Below are 20,387 nucleotides of genomic sequence, written 5' to 3'. Positions count from 1 at the left end.
TTATGTCCTCGTGGGTGACGCTTTTTCATCCACCATTTGCGCCGGCACATTCGATTATCGATTGACTCATGGTGGACAAGCTTCGCGTTGTCACACCCTACGCAGAGCCAACATCGGCGTCCGAACGGGTGATGCTCTCGGGTGGTCGACGCTCTTTTCGGCCACCATTTGCGGCCACGCATATTTACGAGTCTACAACGTAACGATGGACGGCCTTCGCGTTGCCACACGCTGAAAAGGCCCGTGCCAGACATGTTTTAACGCAGCAAGCTGCCAAAGTTTTGCGGGCGGTGAATGCAATTGGTCAGTTGCAGCGCGTGCCACAGCAGCGCCTGATTACTGGAGATGACCGGCACGCCTAAACGCCGCTCCAAATCATCCAGCAAGCCCAGGGTGCGCAGATTAGTGCATGACAGGAACAACGCGTCGGCCTTGCTGCCGAGCAGCAGTTGCTCAGCTGCGCGGGTAATTGCAGCTTCAGGAATGCGCGGAATCATGGCGTCATCCAGTACCGAGAAGGTGCCAAAGGTGCTGACGTGTAGACCTGATTGCTGCAAGCCGAGGTAAATCGGGAAGTTAACTTCGCCAATATAGGGTGTGAGTACAGCGACGTTCTTTGCGCTCAACTCACGCAACGCCGCTCGGACTGCGGTCCAGGGGTTGGTCACCGGAACACCGGGACGCGCCAGATTAATCAACCGGCTGACTTCCTGCTCGCCAATCAGCATGCTGCCCGAGGTGCAACCGAAGGCCAGTACATCGAGTGGCATCCCCGGTACCAGCAAGGCGCTGGACTGGGTCAGGTTCTGCGCCATATTGCGCAAACCGTCTGGCGTCACGGTCGGGCTGCAGGGGGTGCGTGTGCTGTAGAGCTCAACACGCTCGCCGAGTAGCTGGCGCCATTCGTTCTCCAGGGTGAAGTCACTGGCCAATTGCACCAGGCCAATACGCACGCGGCCGTTGTCCTCGCTGGGTTGATGCTCGAACTGATGTTGCATGGCCTGAAACTCGGCAAAGGTTTCAGTCATGTCATGCCCCTTCAAGCAGACGTGCGGCATAATTGGCGATCGCCGTGTCTTGTACGCCAGTGCCGGTCAGGTCGCAGACGCTGATTTGCTGATCATCGGTGCGCGCCCTTTGCTGGCTGCTGATCAGACTGCCCAGTTCAAATACGTCGCGTTGCAATGCCGGTGCGTGATGCAATTCGCCAAGCGCGCGTGACTGGCTGATGCGATCAACCACCAGCACATCGGCGCTGGCCAAAATCGTTGGGTGTAATTCGTTTTTATGCGGATTATCCGAACCCATGGCGGTGACGTGAACCCCTTTGGGCAGATCTGCCCAGTGTAAGACCGGTTCGCGCGCGGGCGTGGTTGTGACCACGATGTCGGCCTGGGCGCAGGCACTGGCAGCGCTGTCATGGATGCTCAGAGTGAGGCCGTAGTGTTGCTGCATGCGTGCGGCATAGGCTTGCGCCTTGCCTGGGTCGCGGGTGTAGACATGTACTTCGCGGATATCACGCACCAGACGCAGGGCTGCGACCTGCAGTTCTGCCTGTAAACCCGCGCCTATTACCGCAACCCGCTGGGAGTTGCTGCGTGACAAGTGTTTGGCGGCAATTGCTCCGGCCAGCGCGGTGCGAATATCAGTCAGGTAGCCTTCATCAAACAGCACTGCATCCACCAGCCCGGTTTTGGCTGAGAACAGCAGCATCAAACCGTTGAGGCTGGGCAGACCCAATGCTGGATTGTTGAAAAAGCCGGGGCTGATCTTGATCGCGAAACGCGGCCAGCCATGAATATGCGCGGTCTTGACGTCTACTTCGCCGTTGTTTTCGGCGATATTCATGCTCAGAATCGGCGGCATTTCTACTTCGCCACGGCCTAGCGCTTTGAAGCCCGACTCGACTGCCTCAAGGGCCGCTGAGTCGAGCTTGACCACTGCGGCAATCTGCTCACGGTTATAAATCTGCATAGCTTGGCTCCCCGGCCAGTTGGCAGGCTTGGGTAAAGGTGGCGTTGGATAAATTCTGGCCGCTAAGGACCAGGGCTACATGCCGCCCGCGCAGGTCGATTTGATGTTGTTCCACGGCGGCAATGCCGACTGCTGCCGAGCCTTCGACTATCAGTCGCTCGTGGTTGAACAGGTGCAGCATGGCGCGGGCAATCTGTTGTTCATCGACTCGATAACCCCTGTCCATATAGCGCTGGGTCATGGCGAAGCTCCACGCATTCTCAAGGCCGATGCCGCCACCTAGGCTGTCCGCCAGCGAGGCGACTTCCTCGACTTGCACCGGCTTGCCCGCGGCCAGGCTTTCAAGCATCGCCGCGCCTTGATTCATACTCACGCCAAACACCTCGGCGCGGGGATTGATGGACTTGACCGCCAAGCCAATTCCGGCGATCAGGCCCCCCCCAGACAGCCCGGCGAAGAGCGTATCAATCTGTGGTTGCTGCTGCATGATCTCCAGCCCGCAAGTGCCTTGGCCGGCGATTACCAAAGGGTCATCGAACGGCGAAATATAAGCCAGGCCTTGTTCCTGCTGCAGCCGTCGCGCTTCGATATCAGCGTGGTCCTGGGTGGCGCCGATAATCACCACCTGTGCACCGCTTTCGCGCAGGGCGCAGACCTTATTATCCGGCACCAGTTTCGAGATGCACACTGTCACGGCAATCCCTAAATGGTGTCCGGCATACGCCAGAGCGCGACCAAAATTGCCGGTCGACATGGTCACAACACCCCGTGTTCGTTGGGCTTTATCGAGCCCGAGCAATGCATTGACGGCGCCGCGCAATTTGAATGCGCCGGTGGGCTGAAGGTTGTCGAGCTTAAGCCAGACGTCGCAACTCCAGCGGCGTGACAGTGACTCGCTACGCAGCAGTGGCGTACGTTCAGCCAGAACCGCAATGCGCTGCTGCGCGAGGTATATGTCTTTAAGGGTCAGTTCAGCTGGCATGTGATTTCCCGTCCAAAACTTGGAAAGGCCGGAGACTCGCGGAAGTGTCCGGCCGGGTTCTCTGGCGGCTGTTATTTGGCTTGCCAGTCGCCGCTGCTAATCAATTTGTCGGTGACTTTGTTCACCGCACGTTCGGCGCGGGCGACGATGTCATCCACTTCATCGCGGCTGACAATCAGTGGCGGGGCGAACCCGAGAATGTCGCCATGGGGCATGGCGCGTGCGATAAGGCCTTCTTCCAGGCAGGCGGCTGAAATCTGCGCACCGACTTTCAAGTTCGGATCTAAGTGCTGGCGCTTGCTGCGATCGCTGGAGAACTCCAAGGCGGCCAGCAGGCCAATACCGCGAGCCTCGCCCACCAGCGGGTGGTCGCCGAAGGTTTGCTGCATGCGTTGCTGCAAGTAGGCGCCGGTATCGCGGGCATTGCCGGTGAGGTTTTCGCGGTCGATGATATTCAGGTTGGCGATCGCCGAGGCGATGCCCATTGGGTGACCGGAGTAGGTGTAGCCATGACCGATGGCGCCGTAGGTATCAGTGCCTTGCTCAAGCACTTGCCAGACGCGCTCACCGACAATCACCCCGGAAAGCGGTTGGTAGGCTGAGGTCAAACCCTTGGCGACTGTGATCAGGTCAGGCTTCATTTCGTAGTACTGCGAGCCGAAGTCCACGCCCAGACGACCAAAGCCACAGACTACTTCGTCAGCAATCAGCAGGATGTCGTACTTATCCAGCACTTTGCGGATTTCGGTCCAGTATCCCTTAGGGGGTGGCACGATTCCGCCGGTGCCAAGGACCGGCTCGCCGATCATGGCCGCAACGGTGTCAGGGCCCTCCGCAAGGATCATCTCTTCGAGCTTTTGCGCGCAGTAAACCGAGAATTCCTGCTCGCTCATCCCGTCATCTTCGCGGCGATAGTAAACCGGTGCGACAGTGTGTTTGATCCGCTCAAGTGGCAGGTCGAAGTGCGCATGGAATACCGGCAGGCCGGTCATTGAACCTGAAGCGATGCTTGAACCGTGGTAGCCACGATCTCGGGAGATGACTTTCTTTTTGTCTTTGCGGCCGAGGATATTGTTGTAGTACCAAACCAGTTTGAGCTGGGTCTCGTTGGCGTCCGAACCGGACATGCCGTAATAGACTTTGCTCATGCCTTGGCCGGCGAGTTTGACGATGCGCTCGGACAGCTGCGCCATGCCTTCAGTCGTGTGGCCAACATAGGTGTGGTAGTACGCCAACTGCTTGGCCTGCTCGTAAATGGCTTCAGCCATTTCAGTGCGGCCGTAACCAATATTGACGCAGTACAGACCGGCAAAACCGTCGATAAATTCGTTACCGAGCGAGTCTTGAATACGGATGCCTTGAGCGCCTGTAATGATGCGCGCCGGGCTTTCGCCGTGGGCATGTTGCTTGAGATGAGTCGAAGCATGAAACACGTTCTGGCGATCAATCTCGATTATTTTCTGGGTGTCGAGGGTCATGATGCTGTCCTTCGTTTATAGGTTGATAGGGTGGCGTTCAGCGGACTGAGCGCAATTAACAGCCGCTGACACTGGGCAAGTTACCCAGGCAGTAGTATTTGATTTGGGTGTATTCATCGAGGCCATGGCTTGAGCCTTCGCGGCCAAGACCGGACTGCTTGACCCCGCCAAATGGCACGGGCGGGCCGGTCATCTTCACTGAGTTGATGCTGACCATGCCGTACTCCAAGCCGCGCATAAGCTGCCAGATCTGGCGGATGTCATAGCCGTAAACGTAGGCGGCTAGGCCGTATTCGGTGTCATTGGCCTGGCTGATCAATTGGTTCAGGTCGTCCCATGGCAACACGCCGGCAATGGGGGCAAAGTTCTCTTCGCGATACACGCGCATTTCAGGGGTGACATCGGCCAGCAAGGTCGGCACAAAGAAGTTGCGACCCGGCGCCTGATCTTGCTCGCCCACCAGCAGTCGGGCGCCTTTGGCCACGGCATCGTCGACGATTTCCTGGGCCTTGCTCACGGCTTTGTGGTTGATCAGTGGACCTTGATTGACACCGCGAACCAAACCATTTCCCAGTATCAGCTCGCCCATGCGTCGAGCGAAAGCCGCCAAGAACTTCTCGTACAAGGCGTGATGGACGAAGATCCGGTTTGCGGCTAGGCAATCCTGGCCGGTGGTCTGGAATTTAGCGTCGATAGCCGCCTGTGCCGCTTGTTCAACATCCATGTCGGGCAGCACGATAAAGGGTGCATTGCCACCGAGCTCCATTGAGCATTTCTTTACTGTCGCCGCAGACTGCTCCAGCAGCAAACGCCCTACGCGGGTCGAGCCGGTAAACGACAAGGCTTTGACCTTATCGCTGGCGCAAAGCACCTTGGAAACCATCTGCGGTTCACCGACGATGACGTTGAATACACCCGCCGGGAATCCTGCTCGCTCCGCCAACTCGGCCAAGGCCAGTGCTGAAAGCGGCGTTTCACCAGCAGGTTTAACCAGCACGGTACAGCCAGCGGCCAACGCGGCAGCGGCTTTACGGGTGATCATTGCGCAGGGGAAATTCCATGGCGTAATCAAGGCGGCAACACCAATGGGCTCGCGCAGGCTGCCGAGTTGGGCGTTGCTGATATGACTAGGGATGGTTTCGCCATAGGCACGGCGTGCTTCTTCAGCGAACCAGCTGATAAACGAAGCGGCGTAGTCGATCTCGCCCAGCGCTTCAAACAGGGGTTTACCTTGTTCCAGCGTCATCAGCCGCGCAAGGTCTTGTTTGTTTTCGAGCAGCAGGTCGTGCCACTTGTTGAGAATCGCGCCACGGGCCTCAAGTGACATCGCCCGCCACGCCGGAAAGGCTGCTGACGCGGCATCAATCGCCTGCACTATTTGCGGTTCGTCGAGCTGAGTGCAGCGGCCAATGGTTTCTTCGGTGGCGGGGTTGATTACCGCTTCATCGCGACCGGTGGTGCCTGCGGTCCATTTGCCGTTGATATAAGCCAACTGACGAATCAAACGCGGATCTTCGAAGTTGTGCATGCAATGCATCCTCTCAACTGGCCTGCCCGCAATTAATTGGGGGGCGTGGTGCGTGTTTATGGCTTCCACTTTAGGAGGGATTGGCTATCGTTTTTTTCTCTTCGAACGGCTTTGCTCTGTGTTTTTTTTGCTTTGCAGGTGTTCAGCATGGTGTTTTTTTGGGTCGGATTCTCAGCCCGGATCGCTGTCTATTTCCAAAGGCGGCTCACAGTGCTTGATGGTTTTGGTGACGATGTAGGTGAAGTAGCGTTCAATGCCCAGGTCGGCCATTAGCCAACGGTCGATCAAGCGTTGGTACTGGTCGATATCACGGGCCATGACCTTGATGATGTAGTCGATACCGCCGCCGGTGGCATAGCACTCGGTCACCTCGGGGCACTCATTGATGGCGCGTTCGAAACGCTGAAAGGCTTCACGGTTGTGCTGTTTCAGGCTGATTTCGACCATCACCGAGGTCCGCTTGATCAGCACCTCGGGGTTTAGCCGGGCGCCGTAGCCGCGAATGATTCCGGCTTCCTCCAAGCGCTTGACGCGCTCCCAGCAGGGGCTTATCGACAGGTTGATGGCGTCGGCCAAGCTGGATTTGGTGATACGGCCGTTGTGCTGAAGAATTTGCAAAATCTTCAGGTCGTAACTGTCCAGACGCATACCCGTGCTCCGGCGCAGAAAAGCTGCGCACTTGATGTAAAAAGCCGGCGAGACATCTCGCCGGCTGCTGGTTCAGCGCTTACTTTTTTTCGAGATCGGAAATTTCTTTTTCCAACGACTTCAGAGCGGTGCCAGCATCTGGACCAGCCAGTTCAACCAGCTTTTCTCGCAGCGGCAGGCTCGCTTTGCGGAAGACTTCTTTTTCTTCCGGGGTCAGGTGAACGATCTTGATATCTGGCTTGGCCTTTTTGATTTTTTCCAAGCGTGATTTGCTGTACTGCTCCTGAGTATCGAAGATGTACGGGCCGAGTTCGGCGACGGTGTCATCGATAATTTTTTTCTGATCAGCAGGCAGCCCCTGATACCAGGATTCGCTGGACAGCACTGCAACGGTGAACTGCTGCTGGCCCGACCAGGTCAGCACGTCGTTGACCTCATAGAACTTCATCTCTTCGATGGCGAAGATCGGGTTTTCCTGACCGTCGACCATCTTCAACTGCAGCGCGCCATAAACCTCGGAGTAAGGCAGTGGCGTTGGCACGGCGCCAAAGGCTTTGTAGGCTTCAACCAGCATGGGGGATGCCATTACGCGCATTTTTACGTTGGCGAAATCCGCTGGCTTGTGGATTTCTTTGTTGGTCGTCCAGACCATTTCGCCTTCCGGGTACATGGTCAGCAGACGCAGGTTGCGGGTTTTTAATTTGTCCGCCATTGGGCCGTAGATAGTCGGGCTTTCGGTGAGCACCTTGAGGTTGACCTTGTTGTCTTGTGACAACAGGTATGGCACCGAGAACACCTGCATGGATGGCGCAGTGGAGCCGAGAATCCCGGTGGAGCCGTGGGTGAACTGAATAACACCATTGGCAACCAATTCGGTCAGGTCTTCCGACTCGCCCAGTGAGCCGTACGGATACACGGTCACGGTGATTTTACCGTCGCTTTTCTCTTCAACCAGTTGTTTGAATTTTTGCGCGTAGGCGTCTTGTACGCTGCCGCTGATTTCTTCGAGCGCAAACTTCCATTCTTCTGCCGCTGCCAAGCTCGCTTGGCCTGCCAGAACCAAGCCCATGGCGGCTGCCAACGCTGCTTTTTTCAGAGTGCTGAACTTTCTCATGGTGTTGTCTCCATTATTTTTTTAAGTGCAGGGTTGTGTTAGTTGTCCACTATGTCGGCAATCACTGCGAGGGTATCGCCAATATCCACCAGCGCTGGAAAGCGCCTTGCCACCAGCAAACCGTCACGTTCTGCACGGTACTCAACCGCCGGTGTGCCGGTGCGCTCAAATGCATGCACCCGTGCGACCAAATCGCCATAACGGACGCGGTCGCCGATACTCAAATTGAGTTCGAGAATGCCGCGATGCAGGCTTTGCACGTAGCAACTGGCATCGGGCATATCCAGCTGGATTAATGGCTGGTCCGCGGGCTCCAGTTGGCCTTGGGTGATGCCCGCAAACTTGAGAAAGTTACGCACGCCACGGTCTGCCAAGGCGATGGTTTGCGGGGTGCTGGTGCCACCGCCGCCCAGTTCGGTGGTAACGAACACTTTGCCCTGAGATTCGACTGCGGTGTCGTACAGCGAGGCAGCATCCAACTCAAACAAGATCATGCTCGCGGCTGTGCCAAACAGCTTGGCACCCTCGATACATTTGGCTTCTTGCTCTGGGTTTGGCAAACGATGAGCTGCTGCAAACGGCAGGATATCCAAGGTTTTGCCGCCGGAGTGAATATCCAGCGCGTAGTCGCACAGTGGAATCAGTGTGCGCTGAAAATAGTCAGCAATCCTTTCGGTCATCCCTCCGTATGGATTGCCGGGAAACGAGCGATTCATATTGCCTTTGTCGATTGGCGAAGTGCGGCTGGCGTTTTGCACGGCTGGATAGTTCATCGCTGGAATGATGATCACGCGGCCTTGCACATCTTCTGCGCGCAGTTCGTTGGCCAGTTTCAGCAGGGCGGTGATGCCTTCATATTCATCGCCATGGTTGCCACCGGTCATCAGGGCTGTCGGACCCTCACCGTTTTTGACCACGGTGATGGGGATCATAATGCAGCCCCACGCCGACAAATCGTGGGAGTAGGGCAGTTTCAGAAAGCCGTGCTGTATGCCGTCCTGGGTAAAATCAACGGTCACGCTCATGGTGCTTGCCGCGACTGCTCCCGCTAGGTTAGCCACCTGCTGTTCGGCCTCGGGCGAAATGTTGGTTGCTGCAATACTCATCTCAAGCCTTCACAAACAGTTGGCGCGAATAATCGCAAAGGGTGTCAGCACCGGTTTCGGTAATCAGGATGCTCTCGGTTGTTTCCAGGCCCCAGTCATCCAGCCACAGGCCGGGCATAAAGTGAAAGGTCATGCCCGGTTGCAACACCGTGGTGTCGCTTTCACGCAGGCTCATGGTGCGTTCGCCCCAGTCAGGCGGGTAGCTTAGACCGATGGGGTAACCGCAGCGGTTGTCGCCACGGTCATAGCCGTAACGGCGCAGTGTGCTGTTGAGTTCGCGGGCAATATCGCCACAGGTATTGCCGGGTTTAGCCATCGCAAGACCCGCTTCCAAGCCCGCATTAATCGCTTCTTCAGCTTTGCGAAATGCCGCCGATGGCTCGCCCAGATAGACAGTGCGTGACAGCGGGCAGTGGTAGCGTTTGTGGCACCCGGCAATTTCAAAAAACGTGCCTTCACCTTTCAGGAAGGGCCGGTCGTCCCACGTCAGGTGCGGCGCTGAGGCGTCTTTGCCAGAGGGCAGCATCGGTACAATGGCCGGATAATCACCGAACTTGCCTTCATGGCCGGTACAGGCCACGCGATAGATCTCTGCAACCAGAAGGTTTTTCGGCAGCCCCGGTTCGATCATCTCAAGGATGGCCCGGTGCATGTTTTCAACGATGCGCGCGGCGATCCCCATGTATTCGATTTCCTGGCTGGACTTGATCGCCCGACACCAGTTGACCAGCCCTGTACTGTCTACCAGTCGTGCCTGCGGCAGGCCGCGCTGCAGCGCCTGATGCGAGGTGGCGCTGTAGTAATAGTTGTCCATTTCGACGCCGATCACGCCTTGGGTCCAGCCGCGTGCTGGCAGTACCTGCTCGCACAGGTAATCGAGTGCGTGATGGGGCGGGTTCATCACATAGTTGTCACTGTATGAGCTGATGTTTTCTTCCGCCAGGTAAACGGTGCGCCGGGCGCCATTGGCATCGATTCCGCGTCCGAACCACAGAGGCTCACCTTCCTCGCCCACCACCACGCACTGTGGTGTATAGAACGACCAGCCGTCATAACCGGTCAGCCAGGCCATGTTGGATGGGTCGTGAACAAGTAGAGTTGTGATCCCTTTTGTGGCCATGGCAGCGCGCACCTTGGCCAGACGTTGGGCGAACTCTTCACGGCTGAAATTTAAAGCAATTTCACTCATGACAGCATCTCGATAACGAACGCAACAATGCGCTCAGAACTCAATCAGCCCGTTGGCAACGCCAGACGGACGCCTGTGCTGCAACCCATCGGTTTACGCCTGAGCGCGCTTCGATGAGTCCTCCACGGGTGCTTCACTGCTATTACTTGCGCGCACTCGATAGAGAAATTGTACTGAAGCCTGCTAAAGTAACTGGGACAAATACAGGTCAATACGTTTCGGGATCAATATCATGACCATTACAATTATCGTCAAGGGATTTATTGAACTATGACAATTGACCTGGCGCCCTTTCTTCGCCCCGGCCAGCCGAAATACCTCGCTATTGGTAATGCACTCACTGAAGCCATTAATACCGGTGCCTTAGTGCCTGGCAGCAAATTGCCGACTCACCGTGAGTTGGCGGAGACGCTGGGTGTCAGCGTGCAAACCGTTAGCAATGCTTATGCCCATGCTGAAAAGCAGGGCGCGATTTATGCGCAAGTGGGCAGTGGTACCTTTGTCCGCAGCCGGCATGTCAGCCATGAGTCTGATTACTTGTCGACCGACGAGCATGAAGACCCGAGTCGTGGCATTGATCTGTCCACAGCGCACCCGGTGTGTACGCCACGCCACGTCAAACTTTATCGCGAAAGCCTTGAGCGATTGGCCCGCGAGGGCCGGGATGACTTCATCACCTCGTTCCATCCGACGCAGGGTTTGACTCAGCATCGCGAGGTGGTGTGTGACTGGCTGGCGCAGCAAAAACTGCCGGCTGACCCTGACCATATGCTGTTCTGCAATGGCGCTGCACATGCCCTGACGATAGCCATGGCAACGGTGCTGAAACCCGGGGATACCGTGCTCTGTGAGCAGGAAACCTGCATGTTGTTAATGGCCTTGGCGCAGACCCTGCACTTCAAGCTCAAGGGCTTGGCTGCCGACGACCAAGGCCTGTTGCCGGAGGCATTAGAGACAGCCTGCAAGCAGGGCGGGGCTCGCGTGCTGTTTTGCACTCCGACGATGAACAACCCGACCACCGACACCATGGGTATTGAGCGGCGTCAGGCAATTGCTGACGTGGCGCGCAAATACGACTTGATCGTGGTTGAGGATGATGTCTATGGCGCCCTGCAGCCTGATCGGCACCCGCCGTTATCGGCGTTTATTCCTGAGCGCAGTTTTTATGCGACCAGCCTGACCAAGATATCGCTGCCGGGCATGCGTGCAGGTTATCTGGTGACTCCACCGAATCTGGTGCAGCAGGCAATAGGCCGGTTGCGCAGCACCACTTGGATGGCAACGCTGATGCCATTTGAAATTGCCAGTTGGTGGATGCAGGACGGTACCCTGGACCGTATGGTGAGCTTCCAGCAGCAGGAGTTTGCCGTGCGCCAGGCCATGGCTCGCGAGCACTTGACCGCGTGTCAGTTCAAGGCCGATCCCAATGGCATGCACATCTGGGCGGAGCTGCCTGGGCATTGGTCACCCGAGAAGTTTGCCCGTCGCGCGCGACAAGAAGGGGTCATGATTTTCCCCGCCGAGCCCTTCCTCGCGGCTGCTGACCGGAGCAATCAGCGCGTGCGCATTAGCGTGGGGGCAGAGCAAAGTCGTTCGCGGGTTGTCGCCGGTCTAACCACCCTGAATGGGCTGATGGCCGAAACGCCTCCACCGATGCATTTTGTGTTCTAAAGCAGGGCATAATCATTACAAGTGCCCGGTTATCGAGCATTTGTAATGATTCAAATAAATAATTGACATGATTTTTTCTCGGTTATAAGGTTTGGCCTCCACAACAAGAACAGTGTCCGCTCATTTGAGCCGGGCCGGAGGTAGCTATGTCTTGGCTGCGTAAGTTGGATCGGATGCTGGAAAAGCTTGAAGCCTTCATCCTCGCCAGCGGCATTTTGCTCATGGCGCTCAATTCGGTCGGCAACGTGTTCGGACGTTATCTGTTCAACCAGAGCATCTACTTCTCTGAAGAGCTCAATCAGTTTCTGCTGATTTTTGTAACCTTCGTTGGCTGCAGCTATGCCGCGCGCAACAGCCGACACATCAGCATGAACGCATTTATCGAGCACCTCACCGGCAAGCCCGCAGCTGCCACCCTGCTGACTATCAATGCACTCACCGCCGCTTTGATGTTTTGGCTGACGTGGGCGTCGATAGCCTATGTAGAGTCTGCAGCGAAAGTTGGCCGCTCATCGCCAGCGCTTCAGGTGCAATTGCATTACATCTATGTGGTGATCCCTTTTGGGTTGGGCATGACGGGGTTGCAGTTTGCGCGCCACGCCTACATCCAACTGCAAGTCCTGTTGGGGCGCCGCGAGGCTCCAGCACTGCACGTCGACGCCACCATCCCTTCGCAGCACTGAGCCCGCACCCATGGATATGACGACCACGCTGTTACTTATCATGCTGGTGCTTCTGCTTTGCGGTTTTCCGATGATGACCACATTGCTGGCTGCCTCGGCGGCTGGCTTTACCCTGTTTTTCACCATGGGGCCGGAGTTCATCATTCAGCAGATGATTGCCGGTATACGCCCAGCAGCGCTGGTGGCGGTGCCGATGTTTATCCTGGCAGCGGACATCATCACCCGTGGTGCTACAGCCAATCGCTTGCTTGATGTGGCCATGGCCTTTGTCGGCCATGTACGCGGCGGTATGGCCGTGACCACGGCATTGAGTTGCGCGCTATTTGGTGCGCTGTCCGGGTCAACGCAGGCGACGGTGGTGGGAGTCGGCAGCATTATGCGGCCGAAGATGTTGCAGCAGGGCTACAAAGATAGTTTTGCCATGGCATTGATCATCAACGCATCCGACATTGCTCTGCTGATTCCGCCGAGCATCGGCATGATCATCTATGGCGTGGTGTCCGGGACCTCGGTTGCCGAGCTGTTTATTGCAGGGATAGGCCCTGGCCTGCTGCTGATGGTTTTGCTGTGCGGCTACTGTTATATCTATGCGCGCATAACCGGCATTCCATCTGGAGAGAAGTTCACCTGGATGCAGCGTTTGGTCACCTGTCGCCGGGCGATATTGCCTTTGCTGCTGCCGGTGATGACCATTGGCGGTATTTACACCGGGGTGTTCAGCCCAACCGAAGCGGCCGCTGTTTCAGTGCTCTATGCATTGATTCTTGAAGTGCTGATATTCCGCCGGGTCAAGCTCAGTGAGCTGTCTTCAATCGCCTTGTCTACGGGGCTTATCACCGCCGTGGTATTTATTTTGGTGGCGGCGGGCTCTGCGTTTTCATGGGTGATCTCTTTTGCCCAGATACCCCAGCAGATTCTCAGTGGCATCGGCATCATGAGTGCGTCGCCGACCGAGTTGCTGGTGATTATTTCGGTCGCGTTCTTTATCGGCTGCATGTTTGTTGACCCGATTGTGGTGATGCTGATTTTGGTACCCATTTTCGCACCAGCAGTGCGTGTATCGGGCCTCGACCCGGTACTCGTTGGCACCATCATCACCTTGCAGGCGGCCATAGGCTCAGCAACGCCGCCCTTCGGTTGCGACATCTTTACCGCCATTGCAGTATTTAGACGGCCTTATCTTGAAGTGATTCGTGGCAGCCTGCCGTTCTTCGCCATTCTTATGTTGATGTCGGTATTGCTGATCATGTTTCCACCGATCACCTTGTTCTTGCGCGACCTAGCATTTCGTTAGCCTGCAGATGTTTCTGTAAGGTGACCGGCGCTGTTTTCGGCCGCCATTTCGTTCTCGAATACTCGGGTTTTTTCGCGGGCGATGGTGGCCAAGCTTCGCCTTGTCGCTCCCTACGAATACCAGCAGATTATGCGTTTGGCTTCACGGGGCCGGGGCGCTGGGCAGCTGTTTGATAATTTGCGCGGTGCCAATGCCACGCGGGTCACTGGCTGCCTCAACCAAATTGCTGCGTTTATGCCAGAACAGCACCTGTTGATTGCCATATTGGCGCTCTAGCGCTTTGAGTTTGTAGCCGCGCGCCTGCAGCTCTGCGATCTGTTTGGCATTAAAGGTCGCGGGCTCGTGCTCGATCAGATCCGGCAGATACTGGTGGTGATAGCGCGGCACGCTTGGCCAGGTGGCGATAGGTTTGCCATCCAGATATTGCAGAATCGATAACAGCACCATGCTTGGAATACGGCTGCCGCCCGGCGTGCCAAAGCTGGCGAAGTCATCACTGCTTTCAATAAATGTCGGGCTCATGCTCGACAGCGGACGTTTGCCTGCATCCACCGCATTGGCGCGGCTGCCGGTTAAGCCGTAGGCATTTGAACCGTCAATATCAGCGGCAAAGTCATCCATTTCATCGTTCAGCAGCACCCCGGTTCCAGGGGCAACGAAGGCGGCGCCAAAGGGCAGGTTGATCGACAGCGTGGCCGATACGGCATTGCCATCAGCATCGAGTACAGTGAAATGGGTGGTGTGATTGCCTTCATGCAGCTTGCCCGCTGGCGGCAGGCTGGCGCTTGGCGTGGCGCGTTGTGGATCAATGCCAGCGGCGAGTTTGGTCAGGTAAGCACCGTTGAGTAATTGTGGGGCGGGGTTTTTTACAAAATCAGGGTCGCCAATCAGGCCGCGGTCGCGATAAGCACGACGTAGGGCTTCCACCACAAAGTGGGTGCGCTGCACGGGTTCAGCTTGTTGCCATGGCAGCTGTTGCAACATCGCCAGACTTTGGGCGATGGCGATACCGCCAGCCGATGGCGGGGGCGCAGTAATAAGTTCGCGGCCGTCAGCCAATGGGAAGCGTAACGGCGAGCGTTCGACCACCTTATATTCGCTGAGGTCGCGCAAGGTCCAGATACCACCGGCCTTGCGCACGCCATCGACGAGCTTGCTCGCGGTTTCACCGCCGTAGAAGCCCGCCTTGCCATCGCGAGCGATACGTTCAAGGGTACGCACCAGATCGGGCTGACGGAGCAAGCCAAACTCGCTTGGAATCTCGCCATCGTGGAGGAAGATGCGCGCTGTTTCCGGGTCGTCGCGCATCGCTGCCAAACGCCAACTGGCACGCTCACGGTATACCCGGTCATAGGATACGCCGTCACGCGCCAGGCGAATTGCCGGTAACAGCGAGTCTTTCAGGGGCAGGCGGCCGTAGCGCTGTGCAAGCTCGACCAAGGCTGCGGGTAAGCCGGGAATTGCCGCCGCAAGAGGGCCATTGAGAGACAGTTCGGGCTGGATCTTGCCGTCGCGCCGGTACAGGTCCGAGTGCGCGGCCAAGGGAGCGCGCTCGCGAGCATCGAGAAATCGGTAAGTGGGTTGTTCGCCAGCTTGGCGTAACAGGAAGAAACCGCCGCCACCTAAACCTGAGCTATAGGGCTCAACCACCGCCAGCGCTGCGCTGACGGCTACTGCTGCGTCGAAGGCGTTGCCGCCGTGGGCCAGGGTTTCTTCACCTGCTACGGTTGCCGCAGGGTGGGCGCTGGCCACTGCAGCCTGACCCGGGCGGGTAGCGGCATGCAGGTTGAAGGAACTGAGGAGCAGTAGAGCGCAGAGAAATAACTGTCGAGTCATGGGAACCGTCGGTTGTTGTCGCAGCGAAGGTCTGACTGGGTCGCAGGTCATATTACCTGTAATCAGCCGTTACGGGGCAGGGCGACAAAATACCGCGATGAATCACGCCTTACCGGTAATGATCATGTATTTCTGCATCAGTTCATCTTTGCTCTCGACGTGATTTTCGTCGAGTGGAATGCAGTCAACCGGGCATACTTGCTGACACTGTGGTTCGTCGTAATGGCCGACGCATTCGGTGCATAGATTAGGGTCGATAACGTAGATCTCTTCGCCTTGAGAGATGGCTGCGTTCGGGCACTCAGGTTCGCAGACGTCGCAATTGATGCAGTCGTCGGTGATGATCAGGGACATGCGGTACGGCTCCTGTCGAGGCGAGCGGCTTCGACGATTTCTAACTTCGAGACGCGAATTGTGCCGGATTGTCACGACATGCGCCATTGTTCACGCCAAGCCAGCGCGGTATGGGGCCACTAGCTTGGGTTTAGGGCGCACGCTTTCAGTACCTGCCTAGTGTAGCTGAACAGGCGTTTATTTCTTGAAGCGTTGGTTCAGGGCATCAGCAACGGCTGGGTGGACAAACTTGCTGATATCGCCATCCAATGCGGCAATTTCGCGGACCAGGGTCGAGGAAATGAACGAGTATTTCTCAGACGGCGTCAGGAACAGGCTTTCGACATCTGGCGCCAGTTGGCGATTCATATTTGCCAGTTGAAACTCGTACTCGAAGTCGGACACTGCACGCAGGCCACGCAGGAATACATTGGCGCCTTGTTCCTTGGCGAAATGTGCAAGCAGGCTGGAAAATCCAACCACTTCAACATTTGGCAGGTGCTTGGTGACCTCTTGGGCCAGAGCAACGCGTTGCTCCAACGGGAATAGAGGGTTTTTCTTCGGGCTGGCCGCGACGGCAATGATCACGCTGTCGAACAATTTCGCAGCGCGCTCAACTAAATCACCATGACCTTTGGTGATGGGGTCGAAGGTGCCCGGGTATAACACTCGATTCATCGTGACGTCCTGGCGAGTCCGTTAGGGAGTCGGATGGTAGCGCAGCAGTGCGCAGCGGCCAAGCCTGAGTGGCTTTGCCCTGCGCCTAAGCCCTATTTTAGATGGGTTGTTGTTAGTAAAAAACTTTTTATCGGGCTGCGGATGATGGCGTTAAGCAGTTTTCAGACGCTCAGCCAGCAGGGTGGATAGCTTGGCAGTCAGTCCGTAAACCGACAACTGTGGGTTGGCACCAATGCTGGTGGGAAAGAGCGAGCCGTCGTGAATCGACAGATTGCTCAGTTGGTGGTGGCGGCCAAGGCTGTCGGTTACCGCCAGCTTGGCGTCTTCTCCCATAGAACAGCCGCCCATGACATGCGCGCTGCCTAGGCGCGTGCGGTAGAGCTCCATGCTCAGGTCGTCGATCTGGCTGCGCACCTGGGCCAACGATTTCGCATATTGGCCGTCGGCGTGCAGCGGCATAACCGACTTCGCGCCAGCGGCAAACTGGATCTCCGCCATGCTGTGAAATGCGCGGCGAATGCCGTCCCAGGTGTAATCGGTCATTTTATAATCAAGGACCGGACTGTCGTCGTCACGTAACTCGACCGTGCCTTCTGCGCTTTCGGGGTGGAAACCATCACGCATCAGCGCCAGCATCATATTGGTGTGCGGCAGTTGCTCCATGCGCATGGCATTGTCGACGCCGAATTCGCCCACCAGTGTCGTGGTCAGGGCCGGTTGAAGCGGCGGCACCTCAAGTTTGTAGGAGAGGGGGCCGGTGGTGCCCTGGTTCCATTGGAAATTGTCGGAATAAATCGATTGCGGTGCACCGTAGAACGGGTTGATGACTTTATCGAACAGCGCCGCAGAGAAGTTAACCAGGTGGATAAAGGTCCGTTTCCCTGCGCGGTCGTGAGGGTCCGGCGCCTCAGAGCGCTTAAGAATGGCTGGGGTGTTGATGCCGCCGCCTGCGAGAATGTAATGGCGTGCCTTAACTCGAATCTTGCGGCCAGTGGGCGCTACGCAGCGCTCATCCATGGCGACGCACTCCAAGCCACTCACGCTGTTGCCGTCGTGGATCAGGCGTTCGGCTCGCGCGAGGTAAAGCAGCTCTCCGCCTTTTTCCAGCGTGGCGGGAATGGTGGTCACCAGCATTGATTGTTTGGCATTGGTCGGGCAGCCCATGCCGCAATATCCCAGATTCCAGCAGCCACGGACATTGCGTGGAATAACCTTCCAGCTGTAGCCCAGTTTCTCGCAGCCGCTGCGAATCACATCATTGTTGGCGTTGGGCGGTACAGCCCATGGCGCGATACCTAAACGCTGCTCCATTTGCTCAAACCACGGCGCCATTTCAGTCTCGCTGTGGCCTTTGACATTGTGCTCCTTGGCCCAGTGCTCGAGGGTTTGGTGGGGGGTGCGGAAACTTGAGGTCCAGTTGACCAAGGTTGTGCCACCCACGGCACGCCCCTGCAAAATCATGATGGCGCCGTCCTTGCTCATGCGCCCGACCCCTTCTTGATAGAGCGTCGGGTAGGCTTCGGATTCCAGCATTTTGAAGTCGCTGCTGGTTTTCAGCGGCCCTTCTTCAATCAGCAGAACCTTGTAACCGGCAGCGCTGAGAATTTCAGCACTGGTGCCGCCGCCCGCGCCTGTACCGACGATAACAATGTCAGCTTCCAGCGTCAGGTCTTGCTCAAGGCGTGAACCGTTATGGGTTTTCCAGCCGCGGGCCAGGCCTTCGGCAAAAAGATCAGGTACAGGCATAGTCGGCAGTTCTCTGTTTGATTCTTATTAGAGGTAGGCGCTTGGGCCCAACTGAACACATTGTTGCTTAAACGGTTGGCGGACCCGGGTAGCCGCAATGAGCCCAGGATTCGGGGCGGCTGTACCAGCTCATCAGCACCAGTTTTATCAGCGAGTCGTAACCCATTTTCAGCAGGCCGATAGAGCTGTTCTGCCAGCGTTCCAGAAAGTGACGGACATCCTGCGTGCTGGCGTTTTCCCAACTGCCCCATACCCCGGTCAGCGGGCCGCGGGTTAGCGGTGATGCAAGCACATCGAACAGCTGCACGGTCAGTTTCAGCAGTTCAGGCGAAAGGTAGCTGAGGCTGTTGTCGAGACTTTGCAGGGTGCCTTTTACGGCTTGCGGCATATTCGCTGGAGGTGCGGAACCTTCGATGATCACTGGGATGATTACCGAGAGCAGGGCTACATCGGCGGTGCGAAGCACGCGAAAGCCCTGGGCTGGCGTGCTGGCGGAGCAACCGCTGAGCGTGGCAGTGAGTCCTGCTGTTGCAAGCAACGCTGTGCCCATCAGCCCGGTTTTTAAAAAGCCCCGGCGGCTCAGATCAGCGCTGTTCAGAGTGGTGTCTGTCATTTTTATTATTACCGTCTGGGTTGCATGCGCCGCTCACAGCGAGGCCCTGAGCGGCGAGTCGTTTTAACGCACGAACATCTTGTAGATCATCTTCTGAATCGACTTGCCATAAGGCGGGTAGATGGTTTTCGCCGCGTTAAGTCGCTGTTTGATCAGTATCCCTTTGGCTTTACTAAATGTCAGGAAACCTTCATGACCGTGATAATGACCCATGCCCGATGGGCCAATACCGCCAAACGGCATATCGTCCTGGGCAACGTGGAGCAGGGTGTCGTTGATGCAGGCGCCGCCTGAGTGCGTTTCGTGCATCACGCGTTGCTGCTCGGCCTTGTCATAACCGAAGTAGTACAGCGCCAAGGGTCGCGGGCGCTGATTGACGTAGGCAAAAGCATCTTCGATGCGGTCATAAGGCACGATTGGCAGCAGTGGGCCGAAGATCTCGTCCTGCATGATTTTCATGTCGTCATTGACGTTGATCAGCAGGGTTTGCGGCATGCGCCGACCTTGCGCATTGGCATACAACGGAATCAGCTTGGCACCTTTGCTCTCGGCGTCGCTGAGGTAGCCATTGAGGCGCGCTTGCTGGCGGTCATTGATGATCGCCGTGTAATCAGGGTTGTTTTCTAACGTTGGATAAAACTTCAGCACCACTTTGCGATAGGCCTCAATGAAGCCATCAACTTGCCCTTTAGGCACCAGTACATAGTCAGGTGCTACGCAGGTTTGGCCGGCATTCATGGTTTTACCGAAGGCGATGCGTTCAGCCGCATCGTCCAGAGGGGCATCCTTGGCGACGATCGCCGGTGATTTGCCGCCCAGCTCCAAAGTGACTGGAGTGAGGTTTTCAGCGGCCGCGCGCATTACATGTTTACCGATGCTGGTTGCACCGGTGAATAGCAGGTGGTCGAACGGGAGCTTGGAGAACGCCATGCCGACTTCGGCTTCGCCCAGTGCAACGCTGACCAGGTCTTCTGGGAATATTTTGCCCAGCAGGTCTTTGACCAGTTGCGAGGTGGCGGGGGTCGACTCGCTCATCTTGATCATGACCCGGTTGCCAGCAGCCAGCGCGCCGACGAGTGGCCCAATGGCCAGGAACAGGGGATAGTTCCACGGCACGATAACGCCGACGACGCCAAGCGGCTGGTAAATAACCTTGGCCGATGCCGGCATGAATTGCATGCCTACGTTGCGTCGCGAAGGCTTCATCCACTTTTTAATGCGCTTGGTGGCGTAATGGATGTTGTGCAGGCTGGGCATGATTTCCGCCAGCAAGGTTTCATCTGCCGAGCGGTTGCTGAAGTCTGTAGAGATAGCGTTGATCAGCGCTTGCTGCTCGTTTTTAATCAGTTCGCACAACGCATTTAGCCATTGAATGCGCTGCTCGGCAGGCGGCATCGGGTTGGCCTGATAAGCTTGGCGCTGCAGGGCTAGTGTGCCGTCCAACTGATTAATTTGTTCTTGATTTTGTTCGAGGTAAGCGACGTTGGCGACCATGATTATGCTCTCTGCTGTTC

The 20,387-nt window shown here is 56.8% G+C and carries 18 protein-coding genes; 3 read left to right on the top strand and 15 right to left on the bottom strand.

Annotated elements, in window-relative coordinates; genetic code table 11:
- Positions 1-257 precede the first annotated feature (257 nt).
- The 9 genes from AACY09_RS13750 to doeA all read right to left on the bottom strand — a co-directional run bounded on the left by AACY09_RS13750 (position 258) and on the right by doeA (position 10,019).
- Positions 258-1,028, bottom strand: coding sequence for a maleate cis-trans isomerase family protein (locus tag AACY09_RS13750; RefSeq protein ID WP_339488810.1), 771 nt, complete (start codon positions 1,026-1,028; stop codon positions 258-260).
- A gap of 1 nt (position 1,029) precedes the next feature.
- Positions 1,030-1,974 (bottom strand): cyclodeaminase, encoded by a 945-nt coding sequence (locus AACY09_RS13745; RefSeq protein ID WP_339488809.1) that lies wholly within the window; start codon positions 1,972-1,974, stop codon positions 1,030-1,032.
- The gene (gene eutB / locus AACY09_RS13740; protein ID WP_339488808.1) at positions 1,961-2,956 is read right to left on the bottom strand and encodes a hydroxyectoine utilization dehydratase EutB; all 996 of its coding nucleotides are present in this window, start codon (positions 2,954-2,956) and stop codon (positions 1,961-1,963) included. The genes AACY09_RS13745 and eutB overlap by 14 nt, the downstream gene beginning before the upstream one ends.
- A gap of 71 nt (positions 2,957-3,027) precedes the next feature.
- Positions 3,028-4,434 carry an aspartate aminotransferase family protein gene (locus AACY09_RS13735; protein ID WP_339488807.1) on the bottom strand — a complete coding sequence of 469 codons (1,407 nt, stop codon included), beginning with the start codon at positions 4,432-4,434 and terminating at the stop codon, positions 3,028-3,030.
- A gap of 55 nt (positions 4,435-4,489) precedes the next feature.
- Entirely contained in the window at positions 4,490-5,962 is a 1,473-nt protein-coding gene (locus AACY09_RS13730) for an NAD-dependent succinate-semialdehyde dehydrogenase (RefSeq protein ID WP_339488806.1), read from the bottom strand.
- A 171-nt stretch (positions 5,963-6,133) separates the two neighbouring features.
- Entirely contained in the window at positions 6,134-6,610 is a 477-nt protein-coding gene (locus tag AACY09_RS13725) for an Lrp/AsnC family transcriptional regulator (RefSeq protein ID WP_339488805.1), read from the bottom strand.
- Between the two features lie 79 nt (positions 6,611-6,689).
- Complete coding sequence (locus AACY09_RS13720) at positions 6,690-7,724, bottom strand: TRAP transporter substrate-binding protein (protein WP_339488804.1); 1,035 nt, start codon at positions 7,722-7,724, stop codon at positions 6,690-6,692.
- Positions 7,725-7,762: 38 nt separating this feature from the next.
- Positions 7,763-8,749: a N(2)-acetyl-L-2,4-diaminobutanoate deacetylase DoeB gene (gene doeB / locus AACY09_RS13715; protein WP_339489367.1), complete on the bottom strand. Its 987-nt coding sequence runs from the start codon at positions 8,747-8,749 to the stop codon at positions 7,763-7,765.
- Between the two features lie 82 nt (positions 8,750-8,831).
- Positions 8,832-10,019 carry an ectoine hydrolase DoeA gene (doeA, locus tag AACY09_RS13710; RefSeq protein ID WP_339488803.1) on the bottom strand — a complete coding sequence of 396 codons (1,188 nt, stop codon included), beginning with the start codon at positions 10,017-10,019 and terminating at the stop codon, positions 8,832-8,834.
- A gap of 270 nt (positions 10,020-10,289) precedes the next feature.
- Here doeA and ehuR point away from each other — a divergent pair, with 270 nt between their 5' ends.
- The 3 genes from ehuR to AACY09_RS13695 all read left to right on the top strand — a co-directional run bounded on the left by ehuR (position 10,290) and on the right by AACY09_RS13695 (position 13,667).
- Positions 10,290-11,690: a MocR-like ectoine utilization transcription factor EhuR gene (gene ehuR, locus AACY09_RS13705; RefSeq protein ID WP_339488802.1), complete on the top strand. Its 1,401-nt coding sequence runs from the start codon at positions 10,290-10,292 to the stop codon at positions 11,688-11,690.
- A gap of 146 nt (positions 11,691-11,836) precedes the next feature.
- Positions 11,837-12,373, top strand: coding sequence for a TRAP transporter small permease (locus AACY09_RS13700; protein ID WP_339488799.1), 537 nt, complete (start codon positions 11,837-11,839; stop codon positions 12,371-12,373).
- 16 nt (positions 12,374-12,389) lie between these two features.
- On the top strand, positions 12,390-13,667 hold the full coding sequence (locus AACY09_RS13695) for a TRAP transporter large permease (protein ID WP_339489365.1): 1,278 nt from the start codon (positions 12,390-12,392) through the stop codon (positions 13,665-13,667).
- Between the two features lie 141 nt (positions 13,668-13,808).
- Here the strand turns inward: AACY09_RS13695 and ggt are convergent, their stop codons facing one another.
- The 6 genes from ggt to AACY09_RS13665 form a co-directional block, all read right to left on the bottom strand.
- Positions 13,809-15,503, bottom strand: coding sequence for a gamma-glutamyltransferase (ggt, locus tag AACY09_RS13690; protein ID WP_339488796.1), 1,695 nt, complete (start codon positions 15,501-15,503; stop codon positions 13,809-13,811).
- A gap of 102 nt (positions 15,504-15,605) precedes the next feature.
- Positions 15,606-15,857: a YfhL family 4Fe-4S dicluster ferredoxin gene (locus tag AACY09_RS13685; protein ID WP_339488794.1), complete on the bottom strand. Its 252-nt coding sequence runs from the start codon at positions 15,855-15,857 to the stop codon at positions 15,606-15,608.
- A 177-nt stretch (positions 15,858-16,034) separates the two neighbouring features.
- Positions 16,035-16,514: a pantetheine-phosphate adenylyltransferase gene (coaD, locus tag AACY09_RS13680; protein WP_339488791.1), complete on the bottom strand. Its 480-nt coding sequence runs from the start codon at positions 16,512-16,514 to the stop codon at positions 16,035-16,037.
- Positions 16,515-16,664: 150 nt separating this feature from the next.
- Complete coding sequence (locus AACY09_RS13675; RefSeq protein WP_339488789.1) at positions 16,665-18,260, bottom strand: GMC family oxidoreductase; 1,596 nt, start codon at positions 18,258-18,260, stop codon at positions 16,665-16,667.
- 67 nt (positions 18,261-18,327) lie between these two features.
- Positions 18,328-18,873 carry a twin-arginine translocation signal domain-containing protein gene (locus AACY09_RS13670; RefSeq protein WP_339488788.1) on the bottom strand — a complete coding sequence of 182 codons (546 nt, stop codon included), beginning with the start codon at positions 18,871-18,873 and terminating at the stop codon, positions 18,328-18,330.
- Between the two features lie 63 nt (positions 18,874-18,936).
- Positions 18,937-20,367 carry a coniferyl aldehyde dehydrogenase gene (locus AACY09_RS13665; protein WP_339488787.1) on the bottom strand — a complete coding sequence of 477 codons (1,431 nt, stop codon included), beginning with the start codon at positions 20,365-20,367 and terminating at the stop codon, positions 18,937-18,939.
- Positions 20,368-20,387 lie beyond the last annotated feature (20 nt).

The organism is Pseudomonas sp. EL_65y_Pfl2_R95 (genome assembly GCF_963971045.1).
Lineage (GTDB): Bacteria > Pseudomonadota > Gammaproteobacteria > Pseudomonadales > Pseudomonadaceae > Aquipseudomonas.
Note: the sequence above shows the minus strand (reverse complement) of the source record. Positions and strands in the feature narration are given on the sequence as shown.